General features: G+C 51.6%; 16 protein-coding genes and 5 pseudogenes. 6 read left to right on the plus strand and 15 right to left on the minus strand.

All coding sequences use genetic code 11. The features are described 5' to 3' along the window. Positions 1-21: 21 nt before the first annotated feature. The 7 genes and pseudogenes from KHX94_RS06470 to KHX94_RS06500 all read right to left on the minus strand — a co-directional run bounded on the left by KHX94_RS06470 (position 22) and on the right by KHX94_RS06500 (position 6,496). Positions 22-985 (minus strand): annotated as a pseudogene (locus KHX94_RS06470) (DMT family transporter). 124 nt (positions 986-1,109) lie between these two features. After that, entirely contained in the window at positions 1,110-2,540 is a 1,431-nt protein-coding gene (locus KHX94_RS06475; protein ID WP_213682811.1) for an MBL fold metallo-hydrolase RNA specificity domain-containing protein, read from the minus strand. Positions 2,541-2,616: 76 nt separating this feature from the next. After that, a pseudogene (gene arsJ / locus KHX94_RS06480) lies at positions 2,617-3,824 on the minus strand (organoarsenical effux MFS transporter ArsJ). Beyond that, positions 3,824-4,843, minus strand: coding sequence for an ArsJ-associated glyceraldehyde-3-phosphate dehydrogenase (locus KHX94_RS06485; RefSeq protein ID WP_213682812.1), 1,020 nt, complete (start codon positions 4,841-4,843; stop codon positions 3,824-3,826). Before KHX94_RS06485 ends, arsJ begins: the two are co-directional and overlap by 1 nt. A gap of 15 nt (positions 4,844-4,858) precedes the next feature. Further along, complete coding sequence (locus tag KHX94_RS06490; RefSeq protein WP_213682813.1) at positions 4,859-5,095, minus strand: thioredoxin family protein; 237 nt, start codon at positions 5,093-5,095, stop codon at positions 4,859-4,861. A gap of 10 nt (positions 5,096-5,105) precedes the next feature. After that, positions 5,106-6,102: pseudogene (locus tag KHX94_RS06495) on the minus strand (permease). A 37-nt stretch (positions 6,103-6,139) separates the two neighbouring features. Beyond that, the gene (locus KHX94_RS06500; protein WP_213682814.1) at positions 6,140-6,496 is read right to left on the minus strand and encodes a metalloregulator ArsR/SmtB family transcription factor; all 357 of its coding nucleotides are present in this window, start codon (positions 6,494-6,496) and stop codon (positions 6,140-6,142) included. Positions 6,497-6,985: 489 nt separating this feature from the next. Between KHX94_RS06500 and KHX94_RS06505 the strand changes: the two genes are divergently transcribed. From KHX94_RS06505 to KHX94_RS06525, 5 genes and pseudogenes are all read left to right on the plus strand, one after another. Continuing rightward, positions 6,986-7,144, plus strand: a complete 159-nt coding sequence (locus KHX94_RS06505) for a hypothetical protein (protein WP_213682815.1) — start codon at positions 6,986-6,988, stop codon at positions 7,142-7,144. A gap of 17 nt (positions 7,145-7,161) precedes the next feature. Further along, positions 7,162-8,658 (plus strand): sodium/proline symporter PutP, encoded by a 1,497-nt coding sequence (putP, locus tag KHX94_RS06510; protein WP_213682816.1) that lies wholly within the window; start codon positions 7,162-7,164, stop codon positions 8,656-8,658. 71 nt (positions 8,659-8,729) lie between these two features. Next, positions 8,730-9,877: pseudogene (gene proB / locus KHX94_RS06515) on the plus strand (glutamate 5-kinase). After that, the gene (locus tag KHX94_RS06520; protein WP_213682817.1) at positions 9,874-11,121 is read left to right on the plus strand and encodes a glutamate-5-semialdehyde dehydrogenase; all 1,248 of its coding nucleotides are present in this window, start codon (positions 9,874-9,876) and stop codon (positions 11,119-11,121) included. Before proB ends, KHX94_RS06520 begins: the two are co-directional and overlap by 4 nt. Positions 11,122-11,399: 278 nt before the next feature. Next, a complete protein-coding gene (locus tag KHX94_RS06525; protein ID WP_213682818.1) occupies positions 11,400-12,503 on the plus strand; it encodes a phosphoribosylaminoimidazolesuccinocarboxamide synthase in 1,104 nt (367 codons plus the stop codon). A gap of 97 nt (positions 12,504-12,600) precedes the next feature. Here KHX94_RS06525 and KHX94_RS06530 read toward each other — a convergent pair whose 3' ends face one another. The 6 genes from KHX94_RS06530 to KHX94_RS06555 form a co-directional block, all read right to left on the minus strand. Next, positions 12,601-13,089 carry a hypothetical protein gene (locus tag KHX94_RS06530; RefSeq protein WP_213682819.1) on the minus strand — a complete coding sequence of 163 codons (489 nt, stop codon included), beginning with the start codon at positions 13,087-13,089 and terminating at the stop codon, positions 12,601-12,603. Positions 13,090-13,250: 161 nt separating this feature from the next. Beyond that, positions 13,251-14,357: an adenosylhomocysteinase gene (locus KHX94_RS06535; protein WP_213682820.1), complete on the minus strand. Its 1,107-nt coding sequence runs from the start codon at positions 14,355-14,357 to the stop codon at positions 13,251-13,253. A gap of 129 nt (positions 14,358-14,486) precedes the next feature. Next, complete coding sequence (locus KHX94_RS06540) at positions 14,487-15,095, minus strand: glutathione S-transferase family protein (RefSeq protein WP_213682821.1); 609 nt, start codon at positions 15,093-15,095, stop codon at positions 14,487-14,489. A gap of 87 nt (positions 15,096-15,182) precedes the next feature. Continuing rightward, entirely contained in the window at positions 15,183-16,070 is an 888-nt protein-coding gene (locus KHX94_RS06545) for a patatin-like phospholipase family protein (protein ID WP_213682822.1), read from the minus strand. Between the two features lie 115 nt (positions 16,071-16,185). Beyond that, positions 16,186-16,473, minus strand: a complete 288-nt coding sequence (locus tag KHX94_RS06550; protein WP_213682823.1) for a YciI family protein — start codon at positions 16,471-16,473, stop codon at positions 16,186-16,188. 1 nt (position 16,474) lies between these two features. Then, positions 16,475-16,849: a RidA family protein gene (locus tag KHX94_RS06555; protein ID WP_213682824.1), complete on the minus strand. Its 375-nt coding sequence runs from the start codon at positions 16,847-16,849 to the stop codon at positions 16,475-16,477. 147 nt (positions 16,850-16,996) lie between these two features. On the opposite strand from KHX94_RS06555, the gene KHX94_RS06560 reads away from it, so the two are divergent. Further along, positions 16,997-17,572: a nucleoside triphosphate pyrophosphohydrolase family protein gene (locus tag KHX94_RS06560; RefSeq protein WP_213682825.1), complete on the plus strand. Its 576-nt coding sequence runs from the start codon at positions 16,997-16,999 to the stop codon at positions 17,570-17,572. Positions 17,573-17,586: 14 nt separating this feature from the next. On the opposite strand, the pseudogene KHX94_RS06565 reads toward KHX94_RS06560, so the two are convergent. Both KHX94_RS06565 and ubiA read right to left on the minus strand, forming a co-directional pair. Continuing rightward, positions 17,587-18,611: pseudogene (locus KHX94_RS06565) on the minus strand (NAD(P)H-dependent flavin oxidoreductase). Between the two features lie 46 nt (positions 18,612-18,657). Continuing rightward, positions 18,658-19,530 (minus strand): 4-hydroxybenzoate octaprenyltransferase, encoded by an 873-nt coding sequence (gene ubiA / locus KHX94_RS06570; protein WP_213682826.1) that lies wholly within the window; start codon positions 19,528-19,530, stop codon positions 18,658-18,660. Between the last annotated feature and the right edge of the window lie 71 nt (positions 19,531-19,601).

Raw genomic sequence — 19,601 nt, forward strand, 5'->3', positions numbered from 1 at the left:
GTAAGCCGATGTTTGTATGCGTTAGTTTTGCTGGCAACGGCGTTGGCGTTGCTGCCAGTGAGGTAACAATTGCACCAACATCACGGAGAGCACGATAAGTACCACACCCGTTTGTGATAACAGATTCAGCGAGGTTGCAGCAAAACTGTCACGCCACCAGCCTAACTGCACCACCAGATCGGTAGCGGCAAAGCTCAATACGGGTGTCAGCGCCATCAACGCGCCCACTTGCGCGGCTGGCCAATATTTCATTGCCTGCCCAAAGCAGCCATAAGCCACTAAGGTGCTCACCGCACAGAAAATCGCAATCCACCACTGTTCAGTATGCATATGGTAAAACTGCGAGATATCACTGAAAGGCAATAACACAGGTAAAGCAAAACCGTAGATAAACAGCAGCACATTCGCCGGAGACAAGCGACGCCCCAATGACTTCTGCAACAAGGCATAACTGACCCAACTGATCACTGATAGCTGCACAATGGCCACCCCGATCAGTATCTTGCCACTACCGCTGGCGCCGCTAAGGAACGGATTGAAAAACAACAACATGCCAATGGCAAGCGCAGAGAAACACAATAACTGCATCCGCGAAAAACGCTCACCAAAAAATAGCACGCCGCCTAAAGCCAGAAAAAACGATGAGGTCTGAAAATTGAGCTGCACCGTGCCGGGGCCAGATATTTCAAGGCAAACACAAAGCTCACATAGTTGCCGATAAGCAACAGCGCCGCCAGCGCCAGTTTCAACCAATCTCGTCGACGTAACTGGGCAAACTGTTGCAAACCACCAAGCAACCATTGCTGCAATAGCGTAACCACAAATGCGACACCAAAGCGGAACCACGTCAGGGTAACAGGATCGATAAACTCCGCAGACAATTTCAGGGCAATAGGCATTACCCCCAAAATATGACCGTGGTGGACATAAATATCAGCCCCAAACGGGCAGCACTAGCAGACAAGGAAGACTCCGGAACGCGCATGAGACACAACTGCAGGGAAGGATTCGCGAACAGCGACTGTGCCGAACCGCTATATTTTGCCGAAACACTAGGCTATCGCCAAGCGCTATCCGCGCAGAGTCTTAGATTTTACCTAAGCTGCGCCTCAATTCAGCCAAGCTAAATGGGGCAACTGTGTCAAATCCATCTTGTCAGCCAGATTAACAATGACTACCTCGGCATTGCCTTCCTCACGCAATACCTGTTGCAGCGTTTCCTGTGCGGTTGGTTCGCCGTGCACCAGTAAGAGTGGCGGAGCATTGTTGAAATGGCGATACCAGCGTAATAACTCCTGCTGATCGGCATGGGCTGACAATCCACCAACCGTATGGATCAACGCATTTACTGGCACACTTTCACCATGCACAGTTAACTCAGTGGCACCATCGACTAACAAACGCCCGGGAGTTCCCCGCGCCTGGAAGCCACAGATGATAATGTCACACTCAGAACGGAACAGGTTATGTGCCAGATGGCTGCGAATGCGACCACCGTTACACATGCCGCTGCCAGCAATGATAATCAGCCCCTGATGAATATGGTTCAATGCCTTGGATTCTTCGGTGCTCTGGATAAACTGCACCTTACTGAGTAATGGATGATTACCAGGATTGAACTGCACAAAATGGCGGAAATCTTCATCCATCAAGGGATAATTACGCACATATACTTTCGTGGCCTCAATGGCCATGGGGCTGTCGAGGCAGATTTGCCAACGGCTGAGATCCCACTCTTTAGCATAAAGGTGGAAGAGGTACAGCAACTCCTGCGCGCGCCCGACTGAAAAGGCCGGGATTAGAATATTGCCGCGACTTTCACTGAGCGCCTTGGCAAAAATAGCCTTCAACTCATCGATTGTGGCCTGCCAACTCCGGTGACAACGGTCGCCATAAGTGCTTTCCATCAACACCAGATCCGCGTCATCGATTAAGGTAGGATCGCGTAAAATTGGCATGCCGGCGCGCCCGAGATCGCCACTGAACACCAGTTTTTTCTGACAGGTACCATCGTCCAGCCACAGCTCCAATATCGCTGAACCAAGAATATGTCCGGCATCACTCAAGCACACGCTGATACCGGGGACAGGTTCAAAACGTACGCCGTATTCCAGTGGTACAAAATGCTGCAAGACCATATCGACATCTTGCTCATCAAACAGCGGCACCAATGGCGGCAGATCCTGTTTTAAGCGCTTTTCATTTTCCCTTTCGAGCTGGCGCTGTTGCAACGATGCCGCATCGCGCAGCATAAAAGCACATAGCTCCGCAGTCGCTTTTTGAGTATAAATGGGGCCGTCATAACCGCGTTTCATCAATAAGGGCAGACGACCAGAATGGTCAATGTGCGCGTGGCTGAGCACCACCGCCGTAATAGTATGTGGGTCAAATGCGAAAGGTTCGTGGTTACGCAGCTCGTCTTTTTTACCGCCCTGGATTAAACCGCAATCCAGCAATAGCTGCGCACCATTCAGTTCCAGTAGGTGACAGGAACCCGTTACTTCTCCTGTGGCTCCCAAGCATTGCAGCGTCATAGTCATAAGCCATCTCCGCCAGCTATCCTTTAAGTTAATCCTACGCGCTATTACAAGAAAAAGCCTGTTTCATCTGGCATTTTTACTGTTTTGGCAAGGCAAACGAGATAGCAAACGTGAGTAATAACAAGCCACTACTGAACCACAAACAGGCATTCAACCCATATTGCTGATACAACAAGCCTGAAAGCACTGTGCCCAGCAAGCGCCCAGCGGCATTCGCCATATAGTAAAAACCGACATCCAGCGACACCCCATCTTCACTGGCATAGTGCACAATCAGAAAACTGTGCAACGAGGAATTCACCGCAAACACCGCCCCAAACAGCCACAAACCGCCCAGTAACCACCAATGAGGGTCGGTCCCGGTCTGCAACGCCAAGGCAATACCTGCCGGTAACATCATGAGTAATGCCACCCAGCCTACCGCGGCACTACGACCAGGCACTGCCGCAGCGTCTTTCATCGCGCTGGTAAGCATAGGTGCCAGTGCCTGCACTATGCCATATGCCATTACCCAACTGGCGAGAAAGGAACCCACCAGCCAGTTATCCCAGCCCAGATGCACACTTAAATACACGGGCACGGCCACCACAAACCACACATCGCGGGAAGCAAATAAACATAAACGCGCCGCAGACAAGATATTCACCGCGCGGCTTTTGGAAAAAATATCGCGAAATTTCGGTTTATTTTTAGCCTTGCCTAAATCCTGACGCAAGAGGAGCAGTGACAACTGCCAGACAACCAGCAATCCCAGTGCCATCAGCAGCACTGCGCCTTCAAAACCTAATAGCGTCAGTAGCGCGCCGCCGAGGAAAAACCTACACCTTTCAGAGTATTTTTCGAGCCGGTCAGTAACGCCACATAACGGTACAAGCGACCTTGCGTATCATTGCCGCTGACCAGCGTTTTCACCGCACTCTTGGCACTCATTTTATTGAGATCTTTGGCAATTCCAGACATGGCCTGCGCCGCCATCACCCACGGCACCGTCAACCAGGCCGTTGGCACCAGCAACATCGCCAGCGCGATAATCTGTATGCCAAGACCTAGGTTCATGGTGCGATTGAGGCCGATTCTGGCACCGAGCCAGCCTCCCAGCAGATTAGTGACAACGCCAAAAAACTCATAAAACAGAAATAACATGGCAATCGACAGCGCGCTGTACCCCAAGTCATTGAAATACAGCACTACCAGCATGCGTAGTGCGCCATCTGTCAGCGTGAACGCCCAATAATTACCGGTAATAATCAAATACTGCCGCAGCGCCGGACTCACGGAAGCCATTAATGAGCGACTCCACTGTCGGCCTGACCGACCAGCACTGCCAGTTCGGCGGTACGATTGGCATAGCCCCATTCATTGTCGTACCAGCAATACAACTTCAACTGGGTACCGTTGATCACCATAGTCGACAAGGCATCAATGATGCTGGAGCGTGGATCGGTACGATAGTCCACTGACACCAACGGCCGTTCTTCATAACCGAGAATGCCTTTCAGTTCGCCGTCCGCAGCTTCACGCAGTAACCGATTCACCTCAGCTTCAGTCGTTGGCCGTTGCAGTTCAAACACACAATCGGTCAACGAGGCGTTGGCTAGCGGGATCCTCACCGCATGACCATTCAGCTTGCCCTTGAGTTCCGGGAAGATATGGGTAATCGCCGTGGCGCTGCCAGTAGTGGTCGGGATCAGACTCTCACCACACGCACGGGCACGGCGCAAGTCTTTATGCGGCGCATCAAGAATCGTCTGGGTATTGGTTAAATCATGAATGGTGGTCATTGAGCCATGGCGGATCCCCAGTTTTTCGTGGATCACTTTCACTACCGGTGCCAGACAGTTAGTGGTACAGGAAGCAGCCGTGACAATGGGGTGCAATGCCGGATCAAATAACTGCTGGTTCACCCCCATCACCACATTGAGTACACCTTCCTCTTTGACGGGTGCAGTAACCACGACCCGTTTCACCCCTTGTTGCAAATAAGCTTGCAGCAGCGCCTTACTGCGCATTTTGCCAGAAGCTTCAATCACCACATCGCAGCCGGACCAGTCGCCATCGGCAATGGCCTTGTTGGCGCTCACCGCAATCACTTTACCATCAATCTGTAACTGTTCGCCGTTGGCGCTAATCTGTCGCCGCCAGCGACCGTGCACCGAATCAAACTCCAGCAAATGCGCCAGGGTGGCAGCACTACCAGCCGGATCGTTGATCTGCACAAACTCCAGTTCTGGCCATTCCCAGGCAGCACGTAATACCAGTCGACCAATACGGCCAAAGCCATTGATGCCTACACGGATCGTCATCGGATATCCTCGTCCTTATTTGGCCAACCAAGCTTCAATCTGTGCTTTCTGTGGCATAGAACCGCTGTGCACTACCTGTTCATCGATGACCACGGCCGGGGTGCTCATCACACCGTAACCCATGATCACTTCTGGGTTGGTTTCTTTGCTGACGGTAGCAGCAACACCTTGTTCTTTCACCACTTCAGCAATCAGCTCTGCGGTTTTGACACATTTAGTACAACCACTTCCTAACACAATGATCTTTTTCATATTTTGCTCCTTAAAGCAGCGGACCTAGCAGATTAAATAACCAACCGATCAAGGTGAATGCCAGCAGTAAAATGCCAAAAACACTGGCTAACAAACGCCACTGCATCACCTGTTTCAACAACACAAATTCTGGGAAACTGGCGGCAACCGTTGCCATACAAAACGCCAACGTGGTGCCAATCGGTAAACCGTTTTGCAGCAGGCTTTCCATCACTGGCACAATGCCCGTCACGTTGGAATACAGCGGCACCCCGATGAACACCGCCAGCGGTACTGACCACCATTGCCCCTGACCTAAATGGTTTGCCACCCAGCCGTCAGGCACAAAACCGTGTAACGCGGCACCGAGTCCAACCCCGATGAACACCCATTTCCAAACCCGGCCGACAATCTCTTTGGTTTCCGCCGCCGCAAAATCGTGGCGTGCTTGCCAGCTCAATTGCTGTGGTGTTTGCGGCGTACCGCAGCAGCTAACTTGTTGCTGTTGCCCACGCTGTAACGCTTTAGCAGCGAACGACTGTAACCAGCGTTCTGCATGAATCGCATCCAGAAAAGCCCCGGCAGCCACGCCCACCAACATGCCCACTAACACGTAGATCAGCGTGAACTGCCACCCCAGCAATCCCACTAATAACAACACCGCGACTTCATTGATAAGTGGTGAGGTGATGAGAAACGCCATGGTGATCCCCACCGGAATACCTGCCGAGGTAAAACCAAGAAATGCCGGAATACTGGAACAGGAACAGAAAGGGGTCACCGCGCCAAAGGCGGAACCGAACAGATAACCTGTCAGGCGGTTTTTACCGGCGAGATAATCTCGAACTTTTTCAACATTGAGCGATGCCCGTAACAGGGCAATCACATAAATCATCAACAGCAACAGCACAAAAATCTTGCTGGTGTCTTCCACAAAAATGCAGCGCTTCGCCCAGACGGCTTTGAGGCGCCAGCGACAATACCCCGTAAACCAGCCAATCCGCTAACGCAGTGAAAATGGCGAACATTTGAGTACCTCATGCAGCAATAACGGTTAGGACACAATCAATCACCACAAGCGGCCGCAGCGCAGCAACGTTCTGGGCGCCAGTGCATCGCATGCAGTCGTTCAATTGGTGCTGCCAGCATGGCTTGATTGTCTTGCAAGGTCGCCACCAGGACTTGTCGGCACCAACTGGGCAGAGCCTCATCAAAGCGATAAAACACCCATTGACCTTGACGACGATCCTGCAAGATCCCCTGATTACGCAGTTGTGCCAGATGCCTAGATACTTTGGGTTGGCTCTGTGCTAACGCCGCTGTCAGCTCACATACACATAGCTCGCCCTGTTGCTGGATCAGCAACAAACAACACAAACGGGTGTCATCCGCCATCGCTTTGAAAAATACGCTTGGTTCCATTGAAAGTTCCACCATAGAGCAATACGCCACCAGCAAATTCAAAGCGGAGACGCCTTCATATATGGATATTAATATATACGTAAAAACATATATTAAAATGAATTTTTAATGACACTGTGATCTGCGGCAACTCTTACAAATTCGCTGATAAAATCACCAAATTTATTTTTAATTCAAAATAATTTTTTGTGCATTTATTCACCAAAAAGTAACGGTGAACTATGCTCTTTGGTCCCATAACCCTGGTATTTACTGCGATGTAACAAAACCTTTTAATTATCAATTAAAATATTTAATTTCAATTAATTATATTAAGTTAACCGCATTAAAACCAACGTCTACCTATGTGGTAAAGTTGATAATTACTGTCAGATATTGAATAATAGCGCCCTCATAAAAATTATTTGAACACTAATTAATTATTTGGTTAGTACTCAAATAGTTTTCCGTCACGGTTGTTAAACCGCAGTAACACAAGGAGAACTTTCGATGAATGCCAACAACTCCCAGGAGGCTGACAGTCATCACCACATCAGTCTGAAAGAACATGCGCGTTACCTGCTACAGCTCTGCTGTTTCTGGCTGGTACTGGCGACCTACCTTTTCCCCATGTGCAAACAAAAATTCAACCAAGCTATTGGCAAATAAACACAGGCATTCACTCAATGGATAATTCAACCTATATTGCTTTGGCCATCTACTTTTTGGTCATGTTAGCGATAGGCCTGTTTGCCTATCGCAACTCCACGGATGATATTTCTGGCTACATTCTTGGAGGACGTAAAGTCAGCCCTCAGGTAACCGCGCTGTCGGCAGGCGCTTCCGATATGAGCGGCTGGATGTTGATGGGCTTACCCGGCGCAATGTTTGTGCAGGGATTCAATACTATCTGGATAGCGCTAGGACTGCTGATTGGCGCGTTATTTAACTATTTATTGGTCGCCCCACGTTTGCGGGTTTATACCGTAGAAGCCGATGATGCCCTCACCTTACCGGACTTTTTCAGCAAGCGTTTCGGTTTGAACAACGGTGCGGTGCGGATGGTTTCGGCCGCCGTTATCATTCTGTTTTTCACCCTGTATACCTCTTCCGGTTTGGTGGCGGGTGGCAAATTGTTTGAAACTGCCTTCCATCTGAATTACCAAGTAGGGCTGCTGGTCACTGTCGGCGTCGTGGTGGCTTATACCTTGTTGGGCGGCTTTCTCGCGGTGAGTATGACCGACTTTGTCCAGGGTTGTATCATGTTTGTCGCACTGGTACTGGTGCCTTATGTGGCCTACGAACAGTTTGATAGCACCCAAGATATGTTGCTCAATGCCCGCAGCACCATCGCTTCGCTCTCCGATTCTATGAGCCACATCAGTTTGCTGACTATCGTTTCGAGTCTGGCATGGGGACTCGGCTATTTCGGCCAGCCGCATATCATAGTGCGCTTTATGGCGATCCGTTCGGTAAAAGACATCAAACTTGCTCGCAACATAGGTATGGGCTGGATGCTGGTCACCATTATTGGGGCGTTGGCAACTGGGCTGGTAGGTGTCGCTTATGTGCATAAATTTGGGCTAGAGCTAAAAGACCCAGAAACCATTTTTATCGTATTTTCGCAGATTTTGTTCCACCCGCTGATCACCGGCTTCCTGCTGGCCGCTATTTTGGCGGCAGTCATGAGTACCATTTCCAGCCAGTTGCTAGTGTCGTCCAGCTCCCTGACCGAAGATGTGTATCGCGCCCTATTCCATCAAGATATTGACGAGAAAAAACTGGTTAACATCGGCCGCTTTGGGGTATTTGCGGTAGCCGCCGTTGCTACCCTGCTAGCAATGGATCGCTCTAGCAGCATTTTGGATCTGGTAAGCAACGCCTGGGCAGGTTTCGGCGCTGCGTTCGGGCCGTTAGTGCTGTTCAGCCTGTTCTGGCACAAGATGAACCACACGGCGGCAGTGTCCAGCATTGTCGCTGGCGCCGTGACTGTACTGGTGTGGATTTATGCACCGGTTTTACCGGACGGTAAAACCCTTTCCAGCGTGATCTATGAAATAGTGCCAGGCTTCTTAGTCAGTTCCGCCACTATCATTCTGGTGAGCCATTTCGGTAAAGACCCTTCTAAAGCGGTGCAAAAAACCTTTCACGCGACGAATGAGAAATTGCAGGAGCTCAGTTAGTTCTATCACTTTCATCCGGGCAGTGAACCGCTGCCCAACACTTAACTTCAGCCAGACAATTCAAGGACGTTATGAACGCTAAAAGCAAACAACGTATCGTGCTCAAAGTCGGCAGTGCCCTGATCGCACCCGATCGACAGGGCTGTAGTTCTCGTTACCTGCTGGCGATTGCCCAGTTTATTGTGCGCTGCCGCACCAAAGGGTTGCAGGTCATCTTGGTATCTTCCGGCTCTATCGCCGCCGGGGCGCACCGTTTTCCGCTGCGAGCTCGGGACAACAGCACCAGCCCAGAAGCACTGTTGGCACTGAAAAAGCCATGGCCGCCGCAGGGCAAACGGAGATGATGGCGACCTGGGACAAATTCTTCGATTTCCCGACAGCACAGATTTTGTTGACCCACGGTGATCTTAGGGATCGCGAACGTTACCTGAGTATTCGCGACACCATCAGCACCCTGCTGGAACACGATATTTTGCCCATTGTTAATGAAAACGATACCGTCACCACCGATGCCCTAAAAGTGGGCGATAACGACAATCTGTCAGCCATGGTAGCCGCTGCGGCTGATGCTCGCAGTTTGGTGATCTGCTCCGACATTGATGGTCTTTACGATAAAAACCCGCATCTTAACGCCGATGCCAAGTTGCTTCCTGAGGTGACAAAAATTGATGGCAGCATCTACGCCATGGCCGGCGGCAGTCACAGCGATGTGGGCACTGGCGGGATGCTGACGAAGATCCAAGCGGCAGAAAAAGCCGTTTCCCACGGTATAGATACTTATATTGTCAATGGGTTCAAAGAAGCCAGCTTCAATGATCTGCTGGCAGGCAAGAATCCCGGCACCCTGTTCCGCGGTTCCGACAAACCTATGCTAGAACGCTTGCACTGGTTTACTCACACGGTACGTGCTCAGGGCGAAGTCATTATTGCGGCCACCGATGAAGTACACTCCGCCGAGGACTGCGCCAACCTGTCCAGTGACGAAGTGCTAGATGTTAAAGGCAATTTTTCAGAAGGTGACACCATTTTACTGCGTAGCGATGACGGCACGCGGCTGGCAAAAGCCCGGAGTAACTACAGCAGCCGATTATTGAAATTTATCGCCAAGCAGGATGATTCCAAGCTGATGGACAGCTTTACCCACGAGCGCAACCTTATTGCGCCACAGGATATCGCCCTGCTTTCCCCAAAGGCCAACCCGATGGAGGAAAAATCATGAGTCTGATAACGGAATTAGCGCAAGCCGCCCGTAACGCCTCACGCCAATTGGCAATACTGGACAGTGACAGCAAAAACCAAGTGTTGCAAGCCATGAGCAGCGCCCTTAGAGCCAATCAAGAGGTGATTCTGGCAGCAAACCTGAAAGACTTAGACGCGGCCAAAGCCAACGGTTTAAGCGAGGCGATGCTTGATCGACTAACACTCACGCCTGCGCGGATCAACGCCATGGCCGATGGCATAGATACCATAGTCAAGCTTGCCGACCCGGTGGGGCTAAGGCGCGAACTGGGCACCCGCCCCAATGGCATCAAAGTCAGCAAATTACGGGTGCCGTTAGGCGTGGTTTGTATGATTTATGAGGCACGACCCAACGTCACGGCAGATGCCGGGGCGCTATGTTTTAAATCCGGCAATGCGGTGATCCTGCGTGGCGGCAAAGAGGCTCTGGGCTCCAGTCTGGCGATCGCCGCAGTGCTGCAACAGGTGCTCCGGCTATTTAATCTGCCAGAAGCCCTGATTACCGTGGTGCCCGATCCAGACCGCGCGTTAATGCTGGAATTACTGCAACAGCGACAAACCATCGATTTAGTCATTCCTCGCGGCGGTGAGGGGCTGATTAACTTTGTCACCGACAACAGCAAAATTCCGGTGATCCAGCATTTTAAAGGGGTTTGCCACCTATATGTTGACCGTGCGGCCGATGTGGAGAAAGCCCTGAACTTGCTGCTCAATGGCAAAACCCAGCGCACCGGTGTGTGTAACGCACTGGAAGGATTACTGGTGCATAAAGAGATTGCGCCAGTATGGCTGCCAATTGCTGCACAAGCCTTGAAAGATAAAGGGGTTAAGATCAATTGCGATGCGGCTTCTGCGGCTTATTTTGCACAGCCAACCGTGCTTACCGATGAGCAGTTCGGTGCAGAATATCTCGGTCTGGAGATTGCTATCCGCCAGGTGGATTCGCTCGATGGCGCCATGAATCATATCGCCCGTTTCGGTAGCCATCACACCGAAGTGATCTGCACCGAAGATCTGCAAGCCGCGGCGCAATTTCAACAAGCGGTCGATGCCTCGGTGGTGATGGTTAACGCCTCTTCCCGCTTCAGCGATGGGGCGGAGCTGGGACTCGGTGCCGAAATCGGTATCGCCACCACCAAACTGCATGCTTATGGGCCGATGGGGCTGGAATCACTGACCACCGAGAAATATCTGGTAAACGGCGCGGGCCAAATCCGCGACTGAGTGACCTCCACCGTGAATGGCGTTGCGCTGTAGATGTTTGCAACAGCGAACGCTGTGTTGTGATCTGCAACAAAAGTCACCCGTGGCAAATCACCGTGGCTGCGGTAGAATAAGCCATCTTTTGTCACGGGTCGGTTTGCCAGTGGAACAGCTCCCATCGCTTGGTCACTGCATGTCATTGATGCCATATCGGCTGTCGCTCCGTGTCTGCCTGGCCATAATTACCACCATATCTGCCGGGCTAAACCTCAACCCCTATCATCAAAGGAACTCCTGTCATGGGTCTTGCTGATTCCGTTTTAGCCGTTAATAACGACCTGCCTATCCGTACCGACAAGCCGGTGCATAGTGGCAAAGTCCGTAGTGTTTACTGGTTAACTGAGGCTGACAGTGCCCGGTTAATCCAAGAACAAGGTTATCCAGTACCGGCCGACACGCCGCTGGCAATCATGGTGATCAGCGACCGTATCTCTGCCTTCGACTGTATTTTTCATGGTGAAGGTGGGTTGCAGGGGATCCCCGGCAAAGGCGCAGCCTTGAATGCCATCTCCAACCACTGGTTCGGCCTGTTTAAACAACAAGGGCTGGCGGATAGTCATATTCTGGATATTCCGCATCCATTGGTGTGGATTGTACAGAAAGCCCGGCCCATCAAAGTTGAAGCGATTATCCGTCAGTACATTACTGGCTCAATGTGGCGCGCTTACGAAAAAGGTGAACGGCAATTCTGCGGCATCACCCTGCCAGAAGGTCTGCAAAAAGATCAAAAATTGCCAGAGTTGCTGCTCACCCCATCAACTAAAGGCATTTTGAAAGGCATTCCCGGTGTGCCAGAGCAGGACGATGTTAACGTCAGCCGTGCCGACCTAGAAGCCAACTGGCAGGCATTTGGTTTTGAAAAACCTGAAGATATTGCCTTGTACGAGCAACTGCTGAAACAAGGTTTTGCGGTAATCTCCAAAGCACTGAGCGACATTGACCAGATCTTTGTTGATACCAAGTTTGAGTTTGGCTATGTCACCGATAATAATGGCAACTCCAAGCTGATCTACATGGATGAAGTCGGTACCCCTGACTCTTCCCGAATTTGGGAAGGTGCGGCCTACCGAGAAGGCAAAATTCTGGAAAACTCCAAAGAAGGCTTCCGGCAATTTCTGCTGCACCACTTCCCAGACCCAGACATTCTGCTGAACAAAAAGCGCATGCCTGAGCGTGAAGCCTTAGCGCGGGATAATGACTTGCCGTTAGACGCGATGATGGCGGTTTCCAAAACCTACATTGGTGTTGCCGAAAAAGTCACTGGCAAACCCATTACCCTATCAGCGAACCCCAAAGCCGAGATTATTGAGATCCTCAAGAGTCGCTATGGCTTGGTAGACTGAGGCTCAATCGTGTTAAAAAAGGCGCTTAATAGCGCCTTTTCTGTCTCATCATCTCAGTTACTGCACTGCCCGTTATCCAACTGGATAGCGTTATTCTTCAATACCAGCCTCGCGACGTTGGGGTCGTCACCGATACGATAATGGGGGCAGGATCAAGCGCTTCATCGGCGGCCATGGCGTTTGCTGGCGGCAGATAATGCATCTGCGGGAAAATCGTCCGCGCCTGCGCCGCCTGGCTGTTAACATCGCATTGTTCATCACCGGCTTCGGTGCCTAAGCTGATGATCTGTCGGCTACTATCGAGCATCACAAAAATCACCCCGTCATCCTGCACAAAGCGGGCACTATACGCCGCACAACTGTTGCTGGCGGTTTTGTCATATAGCAGATGACCATTCTGCTCCGCTTCTGTGGCCGCCATGCCCAGATACAGCGGGCCGATACCGGTTTTACCATCCTGTTGCCATAGCTGATCGATACGGGCGCAGTTGCCACTATCCAGTGCGGCTTCATCCGGCGGCGTATCAGCAGCGATCACCAGACTGCTATACATAAGCGTTAAACCTGCAATCAGGGTAAACTTCATGGTGATTCCTCCGCTGGCAAAATCCAAGATCAGTGTTTTCGGCGATACTGCAAGTGCTGACCGCTACCTGTCAAGCTGCGCTTCAGTTTGGCAAAACTTTGGCGGCAGGTCACGCACTTTTATATTCACAACATTTGTAGATCACGCCAGTAAACAATCAGTTACAGAACAGGCATCCAAGCTGATTGCGGCAGTAGATACAAACCCGCCGCATGTGAGGCACCCGCGCCAACAATGTGACCGATACCCGCCGCCATCACCGCCAACGTAACATCGAAGGCGTTAAGGCTATCACCATAACCAGCAGTGAGATTGAACATCGAACCATCCGCCAGCAGGTATAAGGTTTTGCCATCAAATTCATAGGCATCGACATAAGGCATCGGCAGACTGTGACGGGCCTGCTGTTTCAGGAAAGGCACATCAATTTCTTGTGAAACATGGCCAACGTTGAGAATAAATGCCCCGTCTTTCATCGCCTGCAAATGTTTGGCATTCAGCACACCATAAGCCCCGGTAGCGGTGGCAACCACATCGGCCTGCGTTACCGCTGTCGCCAAATCTACCACCGGCCAGCCATCATATTTGGCTTGTAACGCTCTTGCGGGATTGAGTTCGGCCACTTGTACCTGACCGCCGTAGGCTTTGGCTGCTGCGGCGACCCCTTGCCCAACGAGGCCATAACCGATGACGATAACGGTTTTCTCATGCAAGGTGAGATGGGTGGTCTGAAAGAATGTGTGCCAGGCTGTCAGCCCCACCATATGACGATTGTGCAATCCTTCTTTTACCGGCAGGTCATCCCAGTTAAAAATAGGGTAACGCGGATGGACACCGCCCAGACGATTAATGCCAGAGCCGGTCGCTTCCAGCCCAGCAATTATCTTGGGGCCAGTGGCAGACTGATGCAGACGGGTGGTCAGATCGGCCCCCATTTCGCACAAGTGGGTAGGTTGCCAAGCCAGTGCTTTATCAAAAGAATCCGACCAGTCAGCATCGCTCATATCGCGCCAAGCATGTGCCGTTGCCCCTTTGTCGCACAGATATTTGACCACATCGTCCTGCACCGTTGTCGGGTTACAGGTAGTAAGAAACACTTCAGCACCTTTGCTCAGCAGCCCAGCTACCAGCGGTGCCATTTTCAGGTCGAGGTGCATGTTACAGGCGAGCCTGACACCGTGTAGATCAGGTAAAGCCGCGACTGCGGCGCGGGTACGGGTCATATGCAGGCTGGCCCAGGCCAACTCTGCTGCAAAATCTTGGTACATGAGAACAGCTCCAGCGTTAACAAAGTGGCTATTCTACTGTTTTTAACCGTGTGGGAAAGCCACCCTGACTCTCGGCTGGAGCCATCAATCACTCAGTACCAAACAACTGCTGTTTTTAGCAGCGTTAACTCATGCCCCCATAGGTCGGAAAGCTGCTAATGCTTTGATGCGATCGATCCAGGCGTCAATAGCTGGATAGTGCTCCAACGAAAAGCCGCCTTCATCGGCCACATGGGTATAGGCAAACAAGCTGATATCGGCGGTGCTCAAACTGTCACCGGCAATAAACTGGCTGTGCTGCAACTGTTGCTCCATCACCGCCAACGCCTTGTGCCCGCCTTTCTGCTTGGCTTCATATTCGGCGCGGCGCTCGGCTGGCAGGCCAAGATATTTAGCGATAAAACGCGCAACGGCAATATAGGGTTCGTGACTGTACTGCTCAAAAAACTGCCACTGTTGCACTTTAGCCAGCGCAAACGGTTCGGAAGGTAATAACGCAGAGCCATGAGCCAGATAGTTAATGATGGCGTTAGACTCAGACAAAGTACGACCGTCGCTCAGTTCCAGTAACGGGATTTTACCGTTAGGATTTTTCTCCAGAAATGAGCTAACCCGAGTATCACCTGCCAGAATATCCACCGCTACCCATTCATAGTCCAGGTGCAACAAGGCACACAACAATTGCACTTTATAACAGTTACCAGATTGCGCATCACCGTAAACCCTAAACGCTGCCATCAACATCACTCCTAGAATTGAAATAGTTTTACCTTAGCTAATACTCTGCACTTTTCCTCAATAAGACTGAATACAACACCACAATTTCTATGTCAGCCAGTGTTGCTGTAACCAGTCCACGGTAGCATCTATGTCGGCACTGTCTGCCAGTTGTAGCATATGCGGTAGTTTGTTTACCGCATCCAACGCAATAGTTTCTCCATGCTCAAACACTAACTGCAACCGCTGGTAACTTTCTCCCAGCAACTGCCGGGCCTGATAGTCAGCAATACCGGAAACACCGTCCATCAGAATGTTTATCAGCGGTTTGATCCACTGGGCATAGCCCCAGTCCAAGGTTTTACCTTTGATATAGGTGAGACTGACCCCGGTGCCAACCGACAATAACACTATGTCATCCATTGCGGCGCGCTCTTGCGGTAGGTTATGTTGAGAAATGGCCTGAGCCAGTGCCACAATGGCCGGATTATTGGCGTATACACCACCGTCGATGTAACCATCCGCTGAGGGGAAATAGGTCGGGGCAGCGCTGGTGTACAAGGCCACATCGGCCACCTTGACCGCGGCATCACAGTCACTGCCGTTGAAGTTATGAAAAATTTTTGGCTTCCAGCTGCGGTGGGCGGCGGCAGCACCATTATCTAGGTCAAAGGTAGGAATGGCGACTTTACGGCTCAGGTCACCCAGTTGCAGTTCACCAAAGGTCTCGGTCAGCACTTTCCGCAACGGCTTGGTGGCGTATTCGGCACCTATGGTTCTGCCAAGATCGCGGACATTGTCCCAGATGCTGTCATCAAAGATTTCAGCCCCTCGCTGCTGGTATAGCTCGGCAATCTCTTGCGGCGAGTGGCCAGCGGCCAGCCCTAGCGCTAAAATGCCGCCAGTAGAAGTGCCCGCCAGCAGATCGACTTGTGCTAACCAACCGGCGATTGACGGTTGTTCATTGAGACGTTGCAACAAGCGCGCGCTGATCACGCCGCGCAGCCCCCACCATCCAAGCTTAAAATACGATATTTGGCCATAGTCCTGTTCCTCCCTGTCCAGCCTAAGTTAGCCCTGCATATGCCCTATTCCATCAAAACAACGCCGATTACTGTCGCCAACACGCGAGACTCTCCGCGGTTTTTGTAGGAATAAATTCGATGATCTCATATTCCGCGAGTTGTTGCTGTTTAAACGGATCCAGAGCCAGAATCTGCCATAACTGCTCCTGGCTATCCGCTTGCGCCAAAATCACCCCACCCGTACGCGGCACTTTGCGACCCGAAGCCAGGAAATGGCCCGCCGCATACTGCTGTTCCAGATAAGCGATATGTGCCGCAAGGTGTTTTTCTATCTCACTGAGTTCACAAGTATAAGTTAACGATACGATAAACATGTTAGCGCCCCTCGGCATAACCAGGCTCGCCAGCCGCCGCCACAAACGCCATTTCCAACAGGTATTGCGGGTCGGCCAATTCGGCTTTGACACAGACGCGACTGGGAGCACAACCTTCAGGAAACCAGGCTTCCCACAGTTCATTTAATACGGCGGCGTTGGCAAAGTCGGTGAGATAAATGGTCACCGCTAACACGCGGCTACGGTCACTGCCAATAAGCTGCAATTTGTTGTCCGCTTGCGCCAGTATGGCACTGACTTGTTCACGGATATCACCTAGAGGTTCGCTCTCGGCCACTTCGACAAAGTGGGCAATGCCATGATAAATCGTGACATCAGACCAGAGCTTGCTGGGATTAATTCGTTGAATTGGCATCCATCTGTCCATCATTCAGAGAAAAGCTTATGGTAGCGGAAACCCACAAAAAGCACCGAATTATTCGGCAATACTTTTTGGCAGCATTTTGCGTTAACCGTGACGATTCCTTATGATCGCCAAACATGCCCTAACGAGAACCAGAAGATGAAGCTCACCCTGTTGACCCAGTCGCTGTACGACAAACTCTATCGTGATATCTGCGAATTTCGCCTGACCTTTGACCTACCAGTGGCAGAGCCTGAGTCCTTAGATGCCAAGCAAGATCAACTGCATACCTCGTTAATCAGTGAAGAACTGACAGAGCTGGCCGAAGCCGCAGATAAAGTAGCGCAAGCCGATGCTATCGTCGACAGCGTCTATGTCTTGATGGGCCGACTGGTACACCTTGGTGCAACCGCCGTGGAGCAACGGCTGGAGATCAGCTATCTGGTGGATCTGTTATTGCAGGTAGCCAACAATCGCGGTATCGATTTTGTCCCCTGCTGGGACGAAGTGCATAGCAGCAATATGAGCAAGGTCTGTCGCACCGAGCAGGAACTAGAAGCAACCATTGCCCATTATGCCCGGCAAGGGATCGAGATCAGCGGCAGCCGAAATGGCGATTATCTGATCGCCAAATGTGCCAAAGACGTAGCCATGGCTGGCAAGACGGTACGCCGTGGCAAAGTATTGAAGTCGGTTTATTATCGTCCAGCAGACCTGCGTTCCTTGGTCAGTTAATCGATTACCTAGGGTTAGCGCGGCAATCCTGCCACTAACTGGCGGGTCAGTTCAGCCGCCGGAATCGCCCGGCAACCACTGGCATTTTGCCCACACCATAAGGGGCTGAAATCACTGTTGCCTTGCTGCTCAGCGGCCTTGCGCAGCGGGGCGATGGCACTGGCGGCCAACGGAAAATCTGGAATATCCGCCATCGCCTGTTCCCGCATTAGCCGGTTCACAATCCCTCTGGCGGGTCGGCCACTAAACACCCGCGTAAGCGCTGTATGCTGGTTGCGTTGTGGATCAACTAATGCCTGACGGTGTAGCTGGCTGATAGTGGTTTCGGGGCATAACAGATAGGCCGTTCCCACCTGCACCGCAGCAGCCCCAAGCTTCATCGCGCTAGCAATGGTGGTGGCATCCACCATACCGCCAGCAGCAATTACTGGCACATTGAGCGCCGCCGCCAATTGTGGTAACAACGCGAACGTACCGGACTGCAACGACAGTTCATCAGTGAGAAAATGGCCGCGATGACCTCCGGCCTCCAATCCTTGAGCGATGACCGCATCGACCCCTGCGCCTGCAACCACACACCTTCGGCAACGGTAGTGGCACTGGCAATCACTTTGCTGCCCCAAGATTTTACCTGCTGCAATAGTGACGGCTCAGGTAAACCAAAATGAAAACTGACAACCTCAGGCCGCAATGGTGCAATTGCCGCCGCCATCGCGGCATCAAATGGGCGGCGTTCAACAACCGTATCCACTGGCGTTGCTGACAGTTCCTGATAGTAAGGTTGCAACCGTTGCTGCCACTGCTGCAACTTGTGTGGTTGTGCTTCGGGTGGCGTGTGACAGAAAAAATTGAGATTGATGGGGGCTTGGGTTTGCTGGCGGAACTGCGCCACGGCTTGCTGGATCTGCGTTGCATTTAACATGGCGCAGGGCAAAGACCCCAAGGCACCCGCACTTGCCACCGCGAGCGCTAGTTCGATGCCTTGAGCCCCCGCCATGGGCGCCTGCACCAGCGGCCACTTTACGTCGAACAGTTGCATCAGTGCCTCCTGCTTGAGGGCAAATCGGGCATTGAGATGCTGGTGACTAGATAGCCACGCCCATCAGGTAATCCATGCCTAATGCCAAAAATAACGCCATACCCGCCCAGTTGTTGTTGAGAAAAGCCTTCAGGCAAGGCGCGCGTTCACGGCCAAAGATCAACCGCTGTTGATACAGGCTGAAACCGATAAAGGCCAGCAAACCGATCAGATACATCAGGCCGCGATCCGCCACAAAACCTGCGGTCATAAAACAGGTGAGCGCCGCCAACTGGAATAACCCGATGATTTGCCTATCATATTTACCAAACAGAATCGCCGTAGATTTGATACCGACTTTTAGGTCATCATCGCGATCCACCATGGCATACATGGTGTCGTAAGCGATGGTCCAGAACCAGTTTGCCGCAAACAACCACCAAGCTTCAGCGGGCACTGCACCAGTTTGTGCAGCATAAGCCATAGGAATTGACCAGCTCCAAACAACGCCGAGAAACATCTGCGGCATATTGGTAAAGCGTTTGGTAAAGGGATAAATGATGGTAAGCACCATGCCGATATAGGACAGTTTAACCACCAAGGGATTGAGCATCAGCACCAGCGCAAAAGCCACCAGCCCCAACACCACAAACAGCAGCAGCGCTTCTTTAACCGAGACTTCACCGCTGGCTAATGGCCGCGACTTGGTGCGTTCAACATGGGTATCGAGATGGCGATCGGCGTAATCGTTAATAATGCAGCCACAGGCGCGCATGATGAATACCCCGAGGATAAAGATCACCAGCACTTTGGCACTGGGTAAACCACCCGCCGCCAACCATAAGGCCATCAGACACGGCCACAACAATAGAAATGTGCCGATTGGACGATCAATACGAGCAAGACGCGCATATGCGTCGAATTTTTCCCTAAGATTCATGGGCCTGCTCTCTCCAAATCCCTCAGTCTTTGCACTACAGCAATGCATTATGACGCAGTCAGAGTGTGATT

The sequence above is a fragment of the Shewanella dokdonensis genome (assembly GCF_018394335.1).
GTDB classification, from domain to species: Bacteria; Pseudomonadota; Gammaproteobacteria; order Enterobacterales; family Shewanellaceae; genus Shewanella; species Shewanella dokdonensis.